The organism is Bradyrhizobium sp. PMVTL-01, from assembly GCF_051861855.1.
In the GTDB taxonomy this organism is placed as follows: Bacteria; Pseudomonadota; Alphaproteobacteria; order Rhizobiales; family Xanthobacteraceae; genus Bradyrhizobium.
In genome coordinates this window covers 5882312-5899649 of sequence record NZ_CP193982.1, presented here as the reverse complement: position 1 = coordinate 5899649, position 17338 = coordinate 5882312, and the positions used below count along the sequence as shown (strand labels likewise).

Below are 17338 nucleotides of genomic sequence, written 5' to 3'. Positions count from 1 at the left end.
ACATGCAAAGCGTGACCGATCTGATCCCAATCACACCTTCGATCGACGAACTTGGCCGCATCATCGCCAATGTCGCAGCTCCCGCCTTTCTGCTCGGCGCGGTTGCTGCTTTCATCTCGGTCGTGATCTCGCGGATCAACCGGGTGATCGACCGCTCGCAGTTCATTCACGGCATTCCCGCAAGCGACGCTACAAAGGCGTTTCTGAAAGCCGACCTGCCGCGGCTCCGGAAAAGGGCGAGGCTGCTGAACCGGTCGCTGTTCTGCTCCGTCATCGCAGCGATCCTCACGGCCCTCATCATCTTCGTCGCATTCGTCAGCGCGCTCCTGCAAGTCGCACACGAATACGGCGCGGCGATCCTGTTCATGGCGGCCATGCTGATGTTCAGCCTCGCCCTTATCGATCTGGCGCGCGAAACCAGAATTGCCCTTCACGACAATGACCTTCACTTGTAGGCGGAACGGCGGGGGCGGTAAGCGGACGTGGCACGAGGCTCGCGAAAGAACCGCAAGAGCGACAAGGTCCGCAAGGCGATAACGCCCGAACCGGTGCAGTCCCCGCCGCAGCCGCTGCATGTCCCTCGCCGCGCCACGAGGCGCTGGATCATCACCGCGAGCGCAGTGGTTGCCGCGATCGTCGTTGCTGCCGCGATCGTCGTCGGACTGCAATGGTTCGAACCATCGAAGACTCCCGTTCAGACGTCAGCGCCTGCCGAATTGGCTTTCGTCGGCAGTGAATCCTGTGCCGGCTGTCACGATGCGGAAGCAAGCCTCTGGCGGACCTCCCAGCACCGCCGCGCCATGGATCACGCGACGGCGCAGTCCGTGCGCGGCGATTTCAACGACGCGACCTTTGACCACGCCGGTACGCGCTCGCGCTTCTTCCGCAAGGACAACAAGTTCCTGGTCGAGACCGATGGGCCTGACGGCAAGCTCGCGACCTTCGAGGTGAAATACACCTTTGGCATCGACCCGCTGCAGCAATATCTGGTTGAATTTCCGGATGGGCGCGTCCAGGCTCTGTCCATCGCCTGGGACACGCGGCCGAAAGAGCAGGGCGGTCAGCGCTGGTTTCATCTCTACCCGGACAGCGCCATCACCAGCAGCGATTCCCTGCACTGGACGAAGCTGAGCCAGAACTGGAATTTCATGTGTGCGGAGTGCCATTCGACGAACGTGCACAAGGGCTATGACGCCGAGAAGAATCGCTTCGCCACTACCTTCTCCGAGATCAGCGTCGGCTGCGAGGCGTGCCACGGGGCGGGCTCGCGACATGTCGCCTGGGCGCACACCAAGCCGGCGGCACGCGAGGCCGATAACGGCCTGCTGGTCCGCTTCGACGAGCGCACCGGGATCACCTGGTCCGCCTCCGCGGGCACGTTGGCGCCGGCACGCAGCGCGCCGGCGCCGGCCCTGCGCAAGGAGGTCGAGACCTGCGGGCGCTGCCACGCGCGCCGCGGGCAGCTTTCCGAAGACTGGATACCGGGCCGACCGCTCTCTGATACACACCACGTATCGCTGCTCGACCGCCAACGCTTTCATGCCGACGGCCAGATGCGCGACGACGAGGAGACCTACAATTACGCGCCGTTCAAGCAGAGCAGGATGTACGCCAAGGGCGTGACCTGCAGCGACTGCCACGACCCGCACAGCGCAACGTTGAAGGCGCCCGGAGACGGCGTTTGTTCGCAGTGCCATGCGCCCGCCAAATATGAAACCGTGGCGCATCGGCACCACGCCGGTGTCTCGTCGCCGCTGGGCTGTCCGGCCTGCCACATGCCGGAACGTCGTTACATGGTCGTCGACCGCCGCCACGACCACGGCTTGCGCGTTCCGCGTCCCGATCTCTCGGTGCAGACGGGCGTACCGAATGCGTGCAACGATTGCCATCGCGACAGGCCAGCGGCCTGGGCGGCGGATCAGATCGAGGGCTGGTTCGGGCCGGAGCGGCGCGGTCATCAGACCTATGCAGCTGCGTTCCATGCCGCCTGGAGCGAGGCTGCCGACGCGCAAGCGCAACTCGCTGCCATCGCGGAGTCGACTGACGTTCCCGGCCTCGTCCGCGCCAGCGCGCTGGCGGAGCTTCCGGCACCGATTCTCAATCTGATCACGCAAGGGCTGTCCGATTCCGATCCGCTCGTGAGGCTCGGCGCGCTCGATCGACTCGAAGGAGCGCCCGCCGATCAGCTCTGGCCACTCGCCTCGCCGCAGTTGGACGATCCCGTGCGTGGTGTGCGCATTCGCGCCGCCGAGCTTCTGGCCGCCGTGCCTCCGGCGCGCCAGCCAGCCGCCGATCGCGACAAGTTCACGCGGGCCGCTGCCGAATTCGTCGCTGCGCACAAGTTGAATGCGGATCGGCCGGATTCGCGAACGGCGCTTGGCAACTTCTTCGTACGCCAGGCCAATTCCGGCGCGGCGGAAGTCGAATACCGCGCCGCCCTGAGGCTCGACCCCTCGTTTGCGGCGGCCGCCGTCAACCTGTCCGACCTGTACCGGCAGCTCGGACGCGACAGTGACGGGGAGAAGATCCTGCGTGACTCACTCTCCACGTCGGCGCGGGACGCGTCTCTCCATCATGCGCTCGGGTTGACACTCGTGCGCCAGAAGCGAAGCGAGGAGGCTCTCGACGAACTGCGCCAGGCCGCCTCTCTCGACCCCGGCCAGATGCGGTACGCCTACGTCTATGCTATAGGCCTGAATGGAACGGGCCGGCGCGACGATGCACTCTCGGTGCTGAACCAAAGCCTGCGCAGACATCCGAATGATCTGGAGCTGCTTTCAGCCGCTTTGAACTTCAGCAGGGAGAAGGGAGACATCGCCGCAGCGCTTGGTTACGCCGAGCGACTGGCGCTGTTCCGGCCTGACGATCCAGGGTTGGCGAAGCTCATCAGAGAGCTCAAGCGATAGCTGCGGTGACGAGCGAGGTCTCGCCGCGGCCGTGGCTCGCCACGGCCCCCACCCGGCGTTTGAGCGTGCGTGCCGGACCCCCCGGCTGCGACTGCGATTAAATCCGCTGAGAGCCTTGCTAATGTCGATAGCGAGGTATACGGTCACTTCTGTTCGTTCAGCCGCTGTGCTTGTTGAATGCGCCTGCGGGCTCCTTTTCCAGAGACATCGACGAATTGAATCGATCTGCGTGAGCGTCACGCGGAATGCGCGCCTTTGCGCTTTGGAGAAGAAGAATGACGACAGGTACTGTGAAGTGGTTCAACGGCCAGAAGGGCTTTGGGTTTATTCAACCCGACGACGGCGGGAATGACGTGTTCGTTCACGTCAGCGCGGTCGAGCGGGCTGGTCTCGCGGGTCTCGCCGAGGGCCAGAAGGTCAACTTCGAGGCCAAGACCGACAAGATGCGGGGCAAGGTCAGCGCTGAGAATCTCTCGCTGGCCTGATCTCCCAAGCGCCGTTTCACGGATGTACTGAAACGGCCACGCGACCCGCTCGATCGTAAGGATTGAGCGGGTTTTGCCCGTAGCCGAGCAGGGTGAGAGATGAGCGCCAGGAAATCGGCCGAACCGTCACCCGAATCCGTAGCGCGGGCCGAGCGTCAACGCCTGGCCGCCCAAGAGGGTGCGCAGGCGGTCGCGGATGTCGAAAGGCGCGCTGTCGATATCCGCAAGAACATGGCGCGGCTTCGCGAGCTTCGTGAGGCCAAGGAAGCGGCTGAGCAAGCAGCCGAGGCAAGTCTTCGCGCATCGTTACCGGCGCCCTCACCGAAGAAGCGCACGAGGAAGTCGCCGCGATAGCCGAATTCAACGGAGCCGCCGAGAAGCTGAAGAGGGCCGTTCACATGCGAATGAGTGCGGGTCGTGCCTAGGGTCAAGCCGGATGACGGCGGTACAATCACCTTCTTTCTCGCGCTCGGCGCGGGCCGACAGCTATGCCGTCTTGCAACAACGTTTCAGACGCAGAGGCAGGCCTTCAGTTATCTCCAGAAGTATCGAACGGAGTTCGAGCGTATCGCGCGGGCGCGCCTCGCGTCAGGTGAGCTCGAGGACGGGGTCGTGGTCCTCTCGATGCTCTAGGTAGGCCGAAGTCCGGGGCCGATCTCAACCTCAACCGGTCGGCCGGCCGGTCCCGAACAGAAATGCTGCCCGAAAGATCGGGCCATCGTCATCGCGAACCTCGATGGCCAGACCGCGGCCGCTCGCGGATGGCGCAAGGTCCTTGGCGGTATCGGCAAGAGACAGCGCAGCTTCGATCTCGCCGACTCTCTGGTTCGTCAGACTCAGTCCCTCTTCGTCCACAGCGAGTGCTTTGCCGTCCCTGATGTCGAAGTAATAATGCGGCACCGGCACTGCCTTATCTGGGACGATGTCCCTGCTTGGCCTCTCGCGCCAGTCGTTCTGCTTTCAGGCGCTCGCGATTTTCATGAAGAGACTGTTGCGCCTTCGCATAGTCGGTCATCGGCTTCTTCGTTTCGACCGGCTTGAACGCTCTGTTGGCCTCCCGCAGAGCCCGGGACGCGGGATGATCTCTCATCGTCTTGACCTCGATTTGGGTGCACAGCGCGCGGAAACGGCGTGTTCCTCGGCTCGCGGGCTGGCCGCGGTCGACTTGTCGTCGGACTGGCCCGCCTGCGCTCCCACGAGCGCGCCCGCGCAGAGATAACGGGGCGGAACCCCCGCCTGTTCCTCTTGGGGCGGAGTTAATTTGCGATCGATCGGTCCCGAGGATCTCACCTCTGGCGACACGAAAGAAGCTGGAGACCGGACGCCGTAGGGCAGGTGCCGTCCGGGACATTCACTCTTTTCGACGACGGCATAATAACCCTGTTTTGCCCGACGGGTCAAAGTTATTTCGTTGAATCAGAAATTCCTCTGGTGCCAATGCGCTGGCTACTGTGCATGGGGTTGTTTTTCCACTTTTGGTTTGAGCCCTGCGACGGCACGCGTGCGCAAGCAAAAGGGCCGTCCGTTCGGGCGGCCCTTTCGTGTTGGTTCAAATCAGTCCGCTTACTCGGCGGCCTGCTTTTGCGGCGGATCGAGCGCGCCGGACTTGTGGATGTCGGCGACCTGGTGGTCCGAGAAGCCGAGCACCGAGCGCAGGATCTCGTCGGTGTGCTCGCCGAGCAGGGGAGAGCGGGTGACCTCGCTCGGGCTCTCCGACAGCTTGATCGGGTTGCCGACCGAGATGTACTTGCCGCGGGTGGGGTGGTCGACCTCGACCACGGTACCGGTGGCGCGCAGCGACTGGTCCTCGGCGATCTCCTTCATCGACAGGATCGGCCCGCAGGGGATGTCGTCCTTGTTGAGGATCTCCATCGCCTCGAATTTGGTCTTGGTCATCGTCCACTGCTCGATGCGGGCGAAGATCTCGTTGAGCCGCGGCAGGCGGGCCGCCGGCTTGGCGTAGTTCGGATCGGTCTTCCACGTGGGCTCGCCGATCACGTCGCAGATCTTCTCCCAGACCGGGGCCTGGGTGATGAAGTAGATGTACGCGTTCGGATCGGTCTCCCAGCCCTTGCACTTCAGGATGCGGCCGGGCTGGCCGCCGCCGGAATCGTTGCCGGCACGCGGCACGGCATCGCCGAACGGGACGCCCTCGCCGAACTGGCTGTATTCCTTGAGCGGGCCATGGGCGAGGCGCTGCTGGTCGCGCAGCTTCACGCGGCAGAGGTTGAGCACGCCGTCCTGCATGGCGGCGGTGACGCGCTGGCCTTTGCCCGAATGCGTGCGCTGATAGAGCGCGGTGACGATGCCGAGCGCGAGGTGCAGGCCGGTGCCGCTGTCGCCGATCTGCGCGCCGGTCACGAGCGGCAGGCCGTCGCGGAACCCGGTGGTGGAGGCGGAGCCGCCGGTGCACTGCGCGACGTTCTCATAGACCTTGCAGTCTTCGTAGGGACCGGGACCAAAGCCCTTGATCGAGGCGACGATCATCTTCGGGTTGATCGCCTGGATCTTCTCCCAGGGGAAGCCCATGCGGTCGAGCACGCCGGGGCCGAAATTCTCGACCAGCACGTCGCACTTCTTGATCAGCTCGGTTAGGACTTCCTTGCCCTTGGGGTTCTTGGTGTCGAGCGTGATCGAGCGCTTGTTGTGGTTGAGCATGGTGAAATACAGGCTGTCCACGTTCGGGATGTCCTGCAGCTGGCCGCGGGTGATGTCACCCACGCCCGGGCGTTCCACCTTGATCACGTCGGCGCCGAACCAGGCCAGCAGCTGCGTGCAGGTCGGTCCGGACTGGACGTGGGTGAAGTCGAGAATGCGAACGCCCTCGAGCGCTTTGGTCATTATGTTGCTCCGTACTCTGTCTGCCCCTGCACCCGGCAGGGAATAAAGGGTTGAGGGGTGGACTTACTTCTTCTTCTGCAGAACGCTCTGCGGATTGAGGTTGCCGATGCGGCCGCTCTCCGAGCCCGCGGCCGGATCGATCACCGCGTTGATGAGCGTCGGCTTGCCGGACTTCATCGCCTCGTTCACGGCGCGCTTGAGCTCGTCGGGCGAGGTCGCGTTCACGCCGACGCCGCCGAAGGCTTCCATCATCTTGTCGTAACGCGCGCCCTTGACGAACACGGTGGTCGCCGGATCGGAGTTGGCGCCGTTGACGTCGGTGCCGCGATAGATGCCGTCATTGTTGAAGATGACGACGCAGATCGGCAGGTTGTAACGGCAGATGGTCTCGACCTCCATGCCGGAGAAGCCGAACGCCGAGTCGCCTTCCACCGCGAGCACGGGATGGCCGGTCTCGAGCGCGGCTGCGATCGCCTGGCCCATGCCGATGCCCATCACGCCCCAGGTGCCGACGTCGAGACGCTTGCGCGGCTTGTACATGTCGATGACGCCGCGGGCGAGGTCGAGCGTGTTGGCGCCTTCGTTGACGAGGATCGCCTCTGGGTACTCCTTGATGACGTTCTTCAAGACGCCGAGCGCGCCGTGATAATCCATCGGCGACTTGTTGTTCATGAGCTTCGGCGCCATCTTGGCGACGTTCTCTTCGCGCTTGGTCGAGACGGCCTTGGCCCATTCGGCCGGCGGCGCGGTCCAGCCGGTGCCCATCGCCTGGTTGAAGGCGGAGACCACCGAGCCGATGTCGCCGACGACGGGCGCGACGATCTCGACGTTGGAGTCCATTTCCTTCGGCTCGATGTCGACCTGGATGAACTTCTTCGGCGTCTCGCCCCAGCTCTTGCCCTTGCCGTGCGAGAGCAGCCAGTTCAGCCGCGCGCCGATCAGCATGACGACGTCGGAATCCTTCAGCACGGTCGACCGGGCCGCGCCGGCGCACTGCGGATGGGTGTCGGGCAGCAGGCCCTTGGCCATGCTCATGGGCAGGAACGGCACGCCGCTCCTCTCGACGAAAGCCTTGATCTCCTCATCAGCCTGCGCGTAGGCCGCGCCCTTGCCGAGGATGATGAGCGGACGTTTTGCGCTCTTGAGCACGTCGAGCGCGCGCTTGACCGAAGCGGGCGAGGGGATCTGCGCGGGAGCCGCGTCGATTACCTTGACCAGCGACTTCTGGCCGGCCTCGGCGTTCATGACCTGGCCAAACAGTTTTGCCGGCAGGTCGAGATAGACGCCGCCCGGACGGCCGGAGACGGCAGCGCGGATGGCGCGGGCAAAGCCGATGCCGATGTCCTGGGCGTGCAGCACGCGATAGGCCGCCTTGCACAGCGGCTTTGCGATCGCGAGCTGGTCCATTTCCTCGTAGTCGCCCTGCTGCAGGTCGACGATCTCGCGCTCGGAGGAACCCGAGACCAGGATCATCGGATAGCAGTTGGTGGTGGCGTGCGCGAGCGCGGTGAGGCCGTTGAGGAAGCCGGGCGCCGACACCGTGAGGCAGACGCCGGGCTTCTTGGTGAGATAGCCGGCGATGCCTGCGGCATAGCCGGCGTTCTGCTCGTGGCGGAAGGAGATCACGCGAATGCCGGCGGCCTGCGCCATGCGGCCCAAATCCGTGATCGGGATGCCCGGCACATTATAGATGGTGTTGATGCCGTTCAGCTTGAGCGCGTCGATGACGAGATGGAAGCCATCCGTCAGTTCCTGCTCGGTGCCCGGTGCCTCGGACTTGGTCGCGGTATTCAGCATGGGCCTTGTCTCCCTGGTCTCAAGTAACGGGGCGAATTTCTCGCCCTTCTGGTGAACGTTGCTAGGTAAAGAGTTATGTGAACAGTTCCTGGCCGTGCGCTTCGACGTAAGCGGCAAGGCCGAGGGTGTGATCGCGGGCGCGCTTCTCGGCGAGCTCGGTGTCGCGCGCCTCGAGCGCTTCGATCATGGCGAGATGCTCGGGCAGCGAGGTCGCGGTGCGGTCCTTGCGTCCGATCGTCAGTTGCCGGTAGCCGCGCACGTGCAGCAGCAGGTCGTTGGTGAGATCGACCAGCACCGGCGACTCCGACAGCGAGATCAGCGCCTGGTGGAAGGCGATGTTGGCCCTGGAATATTCCTCCACGTGATCCTCGGGCAGGCGGTCCTTGCCGAAATCCTTGAAGAAGTCGCGCAGCGCCGTGATGTCCTTCTTGCGCGCGGTGGTGGTGATGAGGCGCGCGGCCATGCTCTCCAGCGCCGCCCAGGCGCGGATCATGTCGACGATCTCGCTCTTGGTCCTGCGCACCACCATGATGCCGCGGCGCGGCACGGTCTTCACGAAGCCGTCCTGCTCGAGCATCGCGATGGCTTCGCGGATCGGCGTGCGGCTCACGCCGAGACGTTCGGACAGGGCCCGCTCGTCGAGCATCACCGGCTCGGGCGTCGAGTAGATGTCCATCTTGAGGATGGCTTCCTTCAAGGCGTCATACGCCTTGTTCTTGAAGCTGCTCTCCGGGGCAATACGAACGATTGCGATGTCTGCCTCGGCCATGTTCGGCAACGCCTTGGTTGGTTTCCGTAGTGACACGACGAATCTCCTCCAGTGGGAGTCGTCTTTTACAGGAATATTAGCGGGAAAGTTTTTGGCATACCACATGCCAGAATGTCAAGCTGCCTATTTTTTGCGGCGTTCTAAGGTGCGCCGCGACTTGACAAGTTGGCTTCTGGCATACCAAATGCCATCGCCAGCCATTTTTGATCCATGCCGGCGGAGTATCCGTTCCGCGGCATGGAACAAAGCGCGGCGAATGGCAAGCATCATGGGCGGCCGCAACACGCGCGCTTTGCAAAGAACGAACTCAGGTCAAGGGAGAAGCCACATGTCCAATTCCAAAGATGCCGTCCTCAAGGTGCTTGACCAGGTCAAGGCGGACAACCGCACCAGCCTGACGGCGCCGGAAGGCAAGCTGGTTTGCGACGCCTACGGCATTCCGGTGCCGAAGGAGGGAGTGGCCAAGTCGGCGGGCGAGGCTGGCAAGATGGCTTCCTCCATGGGCTTCCCCGTCGTGATGAAGATCGTCTCGCCGGACATTCTCCACAAGACCGAAGCCGGCGGCGTCATCGTCGGCCTCAAGACGACTGAAGAGGCCGAGAAGGCCTACGAGACCATTCTCGGTAACGCCAAGAAGTACAAGGCCGATGCCAAGATCGAGGGCGTCCAGGTGCAGCAGATGCTGGCCGGCGGCACCGAGGTCATCGTCGGCTCGATCACCGACGGCTCGTTCGGTAAGCTGGTGGCCTTCGGCCTTGGCGGCGTGCTCGTCGAAGTCCTGAAGGACATCACCTTCCGCCTCGCGCCCGCGACCAAGGAAGACGCGCTCTCGATGCTCGACAGCATCCAGGCGCATGAGATCCTGAAGGGTGTTCGCGGCGGCGAGCCGGTGAATCGCACGGCGCTCGCCGACGTCATCGTCAAGGTCTCGCAGCTCGTCACCGATTTCCCCGAGATCGTCGAGCTCGACCTCAACCCTGTGTTCGCGACCCCGAAGGGCGCGACCGCCGCCGACGTCCGCATCGTCGTCGATTTCGCCTACAAGCCGAAGCCGAAGCCGCGCCCGACCGAAGAGATCGTCGCGGCGATGAACCGCATCATGCAGCCCAAGGCGGTCGCCGTGGTCGGCGCCTCCGCGGAGGACGGCAAGATCGGCAACTCCGTGATGAAGAACCTCATCAACGGCGGTTACAAGGGCGACATCTATCCGATCCATCCCAAGGCTGCCGAGATCCTCGGCTACAAGGCCTACAAGAGCGTCAAGGACGTGCCTGGCGTGATCGACGTCGCGGTGTTCGCGATTCCCGCCAAGTTCGTGGCGGCGGCGCTGACCGAGTGCGGCGAGAAGAAAATCCCGGGCGCAGTCCTGATTCCGTCCGGCTTCGCTGAAGCCGGCGCGCCGGAGCTGCAGGCCGAGATCGTCGAGGTCGGCAAGAAATACGACATCCGGCTGATGGGACCGAACATCTACGGCTTCTATTACACGCCCGCCAATCTCTGTGCGACCTTCTGCACCGCCTATGACGTCAAGGGCCACGCGGCGCTGTCGTCGCAGTCGGGCGGCATCGGCATGGCCATCATCGGCTTCTCGCGCTCGGCCAAGATGGGCGTCTCCGCCATCGTCGGCCTCGGCAACAAGTCCGACATCGACGAGGACGATCTGCTCGCCTTCTTCGAGCAGGATCCGAACACCAATCTGATCGCGCAGCACTGCGAAGACCTCAAGGACGGCCGCGCCTTCGCGGAAGCCGCCAAGCGCGTCTCCAAGAAGAAGCCGGTCGTCGTGCTCAAGGCCGGCCGCACCTCGGCCGGTGCGAAGGCGGCGTCCTCGCACACCGGCGCGCTCGCCGGCAACGACCGCATCTATGAAGACGTGTTCAAGCAGTCCGGCGTGATCCGCGCCCGCAGCCTGCGCCAGCTGCTCGAATTCGCCCGCGGCGTGCCGGTGCTGCCCACGCCGAAGGGCGAGAACGTGCTGATCATCACCGGCGCCGGCGGCTCGGGCGTGCTGCTGTCGGATTCCTGCGTCGACAACGGCCTGTCGCTGATGTCGATGCCGCCGGATCTCGACGCGGCGTTCCGCAAGTTCATTCCGCCGTTCGGTGCGGCCGGAAATCCTGTGGATATCACCGGCGGCGAGCCGCCGATCACCTACGTCAACACCGTGAAGCTCGGCCTGTCGGATGAGCGCATCCACGCGCTGATCCTCGGCTACTGGCACACCATCGTCACTCCGCCGATGGTGTTCGCCCGCAACATGGTCGAGGTGAAGAAGGAGATGGAGGCCAAGGGTTTTGTGAAGCCCATGGTCGCCTCGCTCGCCGGCGACGTCGAGGTCGAGGAAGCCGCCGAATATCTCTACCAGCACGGCATCCCGGCCTACGCCTACTCGACCGAGCTTCCCGTCGAGGTCCTCGGCGCCAAGTACAAGTGGGCGCGCGGGGCAGGGCTGCTCTGAGCCGTTGATGTTCGCCTCTCCCCGCTTGCGGGGAGAGGCCGGAATTTGCGTCGCAAATTCCGGGTGAGGGGGAGCTTCCGCAAGGCTAACCGCTACCGTCCTTGCGGAGCCTTCCCCTCACCCTGACCTTCTCCCCGCGAGCGGAGAGAGGGGAAAAGAACGAATACAGGTCGCGATGAACAAGAACGTGATCCGGCGCAAACCGCACGAAGCCCGGTCGTCATCGGAGGCCGAGCACGAAGCGCGCGACGGCGGCGTGCAGTCGGTCGACCGCGCGCTATCGATCCTCGAAACGCTGGCCGAGGACGACGAAGGCTATCGCCTCAGCGATCTTGCCGTGCGCACCGGCCTGTCCGCCTCGACCGTGCACCGCCTGCTGGCGACGCTTGAAAGCCGCCGCTTCGTGCAGTTCGATCGCGCCGAATCCAAGTGGCATGTCAGCGCTCGCAGCTTCACCGTAGGTGCGAGCTTTGCCCGGCGGCGCAATTTCTCGGCGCAGGCCGTTCCCTACTTGCGCAAGCTGCGCGATCTCACCCGCGAAACCGCCAATCTCGCCGTCGTCGACGACGAGTTCATCATCGTGCTGACCCGCATGGAGAGCCGCGAGATCATGCGCTCGCTGACCCAGATGGGCGGACGCGTCCCCATGGTGACATCAGGCGTCGGCAAGGCGGTGCTCGCGACCTATTCGGACGAGGACGTCGGAGCCGTCATCCGCCATCACGGCATGCCGCGGCTGACCGAAAAGTCGATCGTGCGACCGAGCGACCTGTTCAGGGAGCTCGAAAAGATCCGCAAGCAGGGCTTTGCGATCGACGACGAGGAGGCCTGTATGGGCCTGCGCTGTATTGCCGCAGTTGTCTATAACGACTGCGCCGAGCCGCTGGCGGCGATCTCCGTCTCGGGCATGACCAGCCGCCTGACCGACGACAGGCTGCCGGAAATCGGGCAAATCGTGCGTGATGTCGCCGGTGAGCTGACCGTCGCACTGGGCGGTGTGATGCCGGCCTCCAGCTAACCTGGAACCCAGGCCTCTCGCTGGACAGCATCGGCCGTTTTGGCTGATATGCGGCCAAACGACACAATGCGGCAAACAATCAACACGTTCGCACGAGCCTGGAGAATGCCCCCATGTTTCGATTTCCTGCGCGCCTTGTCGGCGCAGCCGTCGCGCTGATGCTCGCGGCGGCGACGCCTGCCTTTGCCCAGCAGCTCGAGCTCAAGCTGATGGCGCCGGCAGCCCCGGGCGGGGGCTGGGACCAGACCGCGCGCTCGATGCAGCAGGCGCTGGTTGCTTCCGGCGTCGCGCGCAGCGTGCAGGTTACCAACGTTCCGGGCGCCGGCGGCAGCGTGGGCATCGCGCAGTTCGTCAACGGCGCCAAGGGCGACGGCAACCAGATGATGGTCAACGGCTTCGTCATGGTCGGCGCGCTCGCCATGAACAAGTCGCCGGTGACGCTGGAGCAGGTAACGCCGATCGCGCGCCTCACCGAGGAAATCCAGGTGATCGTGGTGCCCGCGAATTCGCCGATCAAGCACGCGCAGGATCTCGCCGCCGCGGTGAAGGCCGATATCGCCAAGGTGACCTTCGCCGGCGGCTCGGCCGGGGGCGTCGATCATGTGATGGCCGCGCTGTTCGCCGGCGCTGTCGGCGCCGACGCCAAGAAGGTCAACTACATCCCGTTCTCCGGTGGCGGCGAGTCGCTCGCGGCGATCCTCGGCGGCAAGGTCACCGCGGGCATTTCGGGCCTCAGCGAATATGAAGGGCAGATCAAGTCCGGCAAGCTGCGCGCGATCGGCGTGACCTCGGAGAAGCGCATCGCAGGCAGCGATATCCCGACCTTCAAGGAGCAGGGCATCGATCTCGTGATCGCCAATTGGCGCTCGGTGGTCGCGCCTCCCGGCATCACGCCGGAGCAGCGCAAGATCCTGAGCGATGCCGTCGAGAAGATGGTGAAGTCGGACGCCTGGAAGGAGATTCTCAAGCAGAAGGGCTGGGAGGACGCCTATCTCGGCGGCGACGCCTTCGCCGACTTCCTGAAGAAGGAGACCGTGCGTGTCACCGACGTGCTGAAATCGGTCGGCCTCGTCAAATCATGACCTCAGGCGATCCTGCCCAGCCGCCGCGGCGCGTCGATCGCGCCGGCATCGTCATCGCCGCGCTGCTCGCCGCGCTTGCAGCGGTGCTGGTCTGGGACGCGCGCGGCCTGCAATCCGCCGCGATGTACGGCATGGGGCCGGAGGCGATGCCGGTCGTCGTCGCCAGCGGCATTGCGCTGCTCGCGATCGGCAATTTCATCGATGCGCTGCGCGGCAATCTGCCGGCGCGCGAGAGCGCCGATCCCGTGCCTGTTGTCCTGATCCTCGTCGGCCTAGCGCTGCTGATCGCCATCGTTGGCTTTGGCGGCGGCTTCATCCTCGCGACATCTGCGTTGTTCGTCACGACGTCGGCGGCGTTCGGCCGCCGCGCCGTCCTCGTCGACAGCATCATTGCCCTCGTGATGTCGACCGTCATCTATCTCGCCTTTGACCGGCTGTTGACGCTGAGCCTTCCGGCCGGCCCCCTGGAGCGACTGCTGTGATGGACACCTTTGCCGCGCTGGCGCACGGCATGGCCGTTGCCGTCCAGCCGATGAACCTGCTCTATGCGCTGATCGGCGTGTTCCTCGGCACGGCTGTGGGCGTGTTGCCCGGCATCGGCCCCGCGCTGACGGTCGCGCTGCTGCTGCCGGTGACCTACAAGCTCGACCCCGGCGGCTCGCTGATCATGTTCGCCGGCATCTATTACGGCGGCATGTATGGCGGCTCGACCACCGCGATCCTGATCAATACGCCCGGCGAGAGCGCCTCGATGGCAACTGCGCTCGAAGGCAACAAGATGGCCAAGGCCGGCCGCGGCGGGCCGGCGCTGGCGACCTCCGCGATCGGCTCCTTCGTCGCCGGCACCATCGCCACGATCGGCCTTGCGTTCCTCGCGCCATGGCTGGTCGATGTCGCCGTGCGCTTCGGCCCCGAGGATTATTTCGCGCTGATGTGCGTCGCCTTCGTCACGGTGTCGGCGACCTTCGGCGATTCCCCGATCCGCGGCTTGACCAGCCTGTTCATCGGCCTGACGCTGGGTCTCGTCGGTATCGACAAGTTGACCGGCCAGGCCCGGCTTGCGTTCGGTGTGCCTGAATTGCTCGACGGCGTCGAGGTGACGACGCTGGCGGTCGGCCTGTTCGCGGTGGGCGAGGCGCTCTACGTCGCCTCGCGCCGTCACCACACCGAGGAGAAGCTCGAGCCGGTGCGCGGCTCGCTGTGGATGACGAGGGAAGACTGGAAGCGGTCGTGGAAGCCGTGGCTGCGCGGCACCCTGTTTGGCTTCCCGATCGGCGCACTGCCCGCGGGCGGTGCTGAGATCCCGACATTCCTGTCCTATTCGACCGAGAAGCGGCTGACGAAGCATCCCGAGGAATTCGGCAAGGGCGCGATCGAAGGCGTGGCCGGACCCGAAGCCGCCAACAATGCGTCTGCCGCCGGCACGCTGGTGCCGCTCCTGACGCTGGGACTGCCGACCTCGGCAACGGCCGCGATGATGCTGGCTGGCTTCCAGCAATACGGGCTCAACCCGGGCCCGCTGCTGTTCGCCGAACGGCCCGATCTGGTCTGGGGCCTGATCGCGAGCCTGTTCATCGCCAATATGATGCTGCTGGTGCTCAACCTGCCGCTGGTCGGCCTCTGGGTGCGGCTGCTCGCGATCCCGCAGCCCTGGCTCTATGCCGGCATCCTCGTGTTCGCGACCATGGGCACCATCGCGGCAAAGCCGTCGGTGGTCGAATTGTCGATGCTGGCCGGCTTCGGCGTGCTCGGCTTCCTGATGCGCCGGTTCGATTTTCCGATCGCACCCGTCGTGGTCGGCCTGATCCTCGGCCCGATCGCCGAGAGCCAGCTCCGCCGCGCGCTCGCCATCAGCCTAGGCGACCCCATGACGCTGCTGCAGAGCCCGATCTCGGCGACGCTGCTCGGCGTCGCTCTGATCGCGCTGCTCGCACCCTTCGTGCTGAAGGGGCTCGGCCGGTTCAAGGCGAACGAGGATTAGCGGAACTCATCAAACGGCACCTTTGCCCAATGCGTAAGCAGAGGTGCCGTTTTATTTGAGTTGCCCCTGCCGCTGTCGGGGGCAACCATCGCTGGGCTGTCCAATCTCCGCGAGAGCCCCCGATGACCAAACTCACCCGTTTTTCCGTCGCGCCGCTGCACAGCATGACGAGGCGCCTCGCCGACGTCGCCTCGGCGCGCGTCGCGCCCGATCTCGTCATCACGGGGGCGCGGGTGCTCTCGACCTATTCGGAACGTATCCATTCGAAGCGTGAGGTCTGGATCACCGGCGGCCGCATCGCGGCAGTGAAGGCGGCCGGCACGGCAAAGAAGGCGTGGAGTGACGTCATGACTTACGACGCCGCAGGCGGCATCATCGCTCCAGGCCTCGTCGATCCGCACATTCACATCGAATCCTCGATGGTGACGGCCTGCGCCTATGCCGAGGCCGCGCTGCTCAACGGCACCACGACGATCTTCTGCGACAGCCACGAGATCGGCAACGTCATGGACGTCGCCGGGGTCGAGGCGATGCTGGAGGACGCGCGCGCGGCGCCGCTCTCGATCTTCCTGACGGTGCCGAGCACGGTACCGGCCACTTCGGCGGAACTGGAGACGGCCGGCGGCGATCTCACGCCGGACAAGATCGCCGGCCTGTTCGACCGCTGGCCGGAAGCGGTCGCGCTTGGCGAGAAGATGGATTTCGTGCCTGTCACGATGGGCGACGAGCGCAGCCACGCCATCCTCGCCGCCGCGCTGAAGCGCGGGCGGCCGGTGTCCGGCCATGTCTACGGCCGTGAATTCGTCGCGGCCTATGCGGCATCCGGCGTTACCGACACCCATGAGGCGATCGACCGCGACATCGCCGACGATCTGCTCGATGCCGGCGTCTGGATCTTCCTTCGTGGCGGCCCGCCGACGACGCCCTGGCATTCGCTGCCCCAGGCGATCCGGACGATCACCGAGCTCGGCGCCTCGCACAAGCGCACGGCGGTGTGCACCGACGACCGTGATGCCGACGATCTGCTGCTGTTCGGCCTCGATTGGGTGGTGCGCGAAGCCGTGAAGGCGGGGATGTCGCCGGAGCAGGCCTGGTCGATGGGCTCGCTGCACGGCGCGACGCGCTTCGGCATGGAGGGCGACATTGGCGGTCTCGGCGGCGGCCGCCGCGCCGATCTCGTGCTGATGGACGATCAGCTCAAGCCGCAATGCACCTGGTATGGCGGCGAGCTCGTGGTTGAGCAGGGCAAGATTACGGATAGCCTCGATCAGGCGCTGTCGCAGCGCTACCAATATCCCAAGGCGGCCTATGCCACCGTCAAGCTGCCGGAGAAGATCAAGCTGACGCCGGAACTCCCGGCGAAGGCCTGCACCGTCAACGCCATCAAGACCGCATTGCCCGGCATCACCTTGATCCACGAGAAGGTCGCGATCGAGCCGGCAAAGAATTGGCCGTCGCTGTTCGCGCGCTACGGCCTCTGCTTCGTCACGGTGGTCGAGCGCCACGGCAAATCGGCCGGCAATGTCGCCTACGGCCTGCTGAAGGACTTCGGCCTGAAGCGCGGTGCGGTCGCCTCCAGCGTCGGCCACGACAGCCACAACATCATCGTCGCCGGCACCAACGAAGCTGACATGCAGGTCGCGATCGCCGCGATCAGGGAAGAGCAGGGCGGCGTCTGCGTCGTCGCCGACAGCAAGGTGAGTGCGCTGGTTCCGCTGCCGATCGCGGGACTCCTGTCCGACAAACGCGTGACCGAGGTGGCTGAAGAGGTCAAGGTCCTGAAGAAGGAATGGGCTGAAGCGGGGTGCACCATCCCCTACATGGGCTTCAATTTGATTCCCCTATCGGTCATTCCGGAAATCCGCATTACCGACAAGGGCCTCGTGCTGGTCCCGCAAATGGAGCTTGCGCCGCTGTTCGAGTGAAGCGGCTTTCACGCGTTTCACGATCTAACTGATTGAGACCACCAACGATTTTTCCACGGCTGCCGCATCGTGGAAA

At 64.8% G+C, this 17338-nt stretch carries 16 protein-coding genes; 11 read left to right on the top strand and 5 right to left on the bottom strand.

Annotated elements, in window-relative coordinates:
- Nucleotides 1–2 precede the first annotated feature (2 nt).
- The 5 genes from ACRQ5Q_RS28710 to ACRQ5Q_RS28690 all read left to right on the top strand — a co-directional run bounded on the left by ACRQ5Q_RS28710 (nt 3) and on the right by ACRQ5Q_RS28690 (nt 4024).
- Entirely contained in the window at nt 3–455 is a 453-nt protein-coding gene (locus tag ACRQ5Q_RS28710; protein ID WP_439374355.1) for a DUF2721 domain-containing protein, read from the top strand.
- A gap of 27 nt (nt 456–482) precedes the next feature.
- The gene (locus ACRQ5Q_RS28705; RefSeq protein ID WP_439393278.1) at nt 483–2906 is read left to right on the top strand and encodes a cytochrome c3 family protein; all 2424 of its coding nucleotides are present in this window, start codon (nt 483–485) and stop codon (nt 2904–2906) included.
- A gap of 275 nt (nt 2907–3181) precedes the next feature.
- Entirely contained in the window at nt 3182–3391 is a 210-nt protein-coding gene (locus tag ACRQ5Q_RS28700) for a cold-shock protein (protein WP_100181166.1), read from the top strand.
- 99 nt (nt 3392–3490) lie between these two features.
- Entirely contained in the window at nt 3491–3745 is a 255-nt protein-coding gene (locus tag ACRQ5Q_RS28695; RefSeq protein ID WP_439374357.1) for a transcriptional regulator, read from the top strand.
- Nucleotides 3746–3799: 54 nt separating this feature from the next.
- Nucleotides 3800–4024: a hypothetical protein gene (locus ACRQ5Q_RS28690; RefSeq protein ID WP_439374358.1), complete on the top strand. Its 225-nt coding sequence runs from the start codon at nt 3800–3802 to the stop codon at nt 4022–4024.
- A 30-nt stretch (nt 4025–4054) separates the two neighbouring features.
- Here ACRQ5Q_RS28690 and ACRQ5Q_RS28685 read toward each other — a convergent pair whose 3' ends face one another.
- From ACRQ5Q_RS28685 to ACRQ5Q_RS28665, 5 genes are all read right to left on the bottom strand, one after another.
- Complete coding sequence (locus ACRQ5Q_RS28685) at nt 4055–4297, bottom strand: DUF6894 family protein (RefSeq protein ID WP_439374359.1); 243 nt, start codon at nt 4295–4297, stop codon at nt 4055–4057.
- 4 nt (nt 4298–4301) lie between these two features.
- Nucleotides 4302–4481 carry a hypothetical protein gene (locus ACRQ5Q_RS28680; protein ID WP_130367864.1) on the bottom strand — a complete coding sequence of 60 codons (180 nt, stop codon included), beginning with the start codon at nt 4479–4481 and terminating at the stop codon, nt 4302–4304.
- Between the two features lie 473 nt (nt 4482–4954).
- Nucleotides 4955–6232: a formyl-CoA transferase gene (gene frc, locus ACRQ5Q_RS28675; protein ID WP_439374360.1), complete on the bottom strand. Its 1278-nt coding sequence runs from the start codon at nt 6230–6232 to the stop codon at nt 4955–4957.
- Nucleotides 6233–6295: 63 nt separating this feature from the next.
- Complete coding sequence (gene oxc, locus ACRQ5Q_RS28670; protein ID WP_439374361.1) at nt 6296–8029, bottom strand: oxalyl-CoA decarboxylase; 1734 nt, start codon at nt 8027–8029, stop codon at nt 6296–6298.
- A gap of 73 nt (nt 8030–8102) precedes the next feature.
- Entirely contained in the window at nt 8103–8798 is a 696-nt protein-coding gene (locus tag ACRQ5Q_RS28665; RefSeq protein WP_167380903.1) for a GntR family transcriptional regulator, read from the bottom strand.
- Between the two features lie 328 nt (nt 8799–9126).
- Between ACRQ5Q_RS28665 and ACRQ5Q_RS28660 the strand changes: the two genes are divergently transcribed.
- From ACRQ5Q_RS28660 to ACRQ5Q_RS28635, 6 genes are all read left to right on the top strand, one after another.
- Nucleotides 9127–11256 carry an acetate--CoA ligase family protein gene (locus ACRQ5Q_RS28660; protein WP_439374362.1) on the top strand — a complete coding sequence of 710 codons (2130 nt, stop codon included), beginning with the start codon at nt 9127–9129 and terminating at the stop codon, nt 11254–11256.
- 175 nt (nt 11257–11431) lie between these two features.
- On the top strand, nt 11432–12274 hold the full coding sequence (locus ACRQ5Q_RS28655) for an IclR family transcriptional regulator (protein ID WP_439393276.1): 843 nt from the start codon (nt 11432–11434) through the stop codon (nt 12272–12274).
- 113 nt (nt 12275–12387) lie between these two features.
- The gene (locus ACRQ5Q_RS28650; protein WP_439393274.1) at nt 12388–13356 is read left to right on the top strand and encodes a Bug family tripartite tricarboxylate transporter substrate binding protein; all 969 of its coding nucleotides are present in this window, start codon (nt 12388–12390) and stop codon (nt 13354–13356) included.
- Entirely contained in the window at nt 13353–13838 is a 486-nt protein-coding gene (locus ACRQ5Q_RS28645) for a tripartite tricarboxylate transporter TctB family protein (protein WP_439374365.1), read from the top strand. Before ACRQ5Q_RS28650 ends, ACRQ5Q_RS28645 begins: the two co-directional genes overlap by 4 nt.
- A complete protein-coding gene (locus tag ACRQ5Q_RS28640) occupies nt 13838–15337 on the top strand; it encodes a tripartite tricarboxylate transporter permease (RefSeq protein ID WP_439393272.1) in 1500 nt (499 codons plus the stop codon). The genes ACRQ5Q_RS28645 and ACRQ5Q_RS28640 overlap by 1 nt, the downstream gene beginning before the upstream one ends.
- Nucleotides 15338–15459: 122 nt before the next feature.
- A complete protein-coding gene (locus ACRQ5Q_RS28635; protein ID WP_439393270.1) occupies nt 15460–17262 on the top strand; it encodes an adenine deaminase C-terminal domain-containing protein in 1803 nt (600 codons plus the stop codon).
- Nucleotides 17263–17338: the final 76 nt, after the last annotated feature.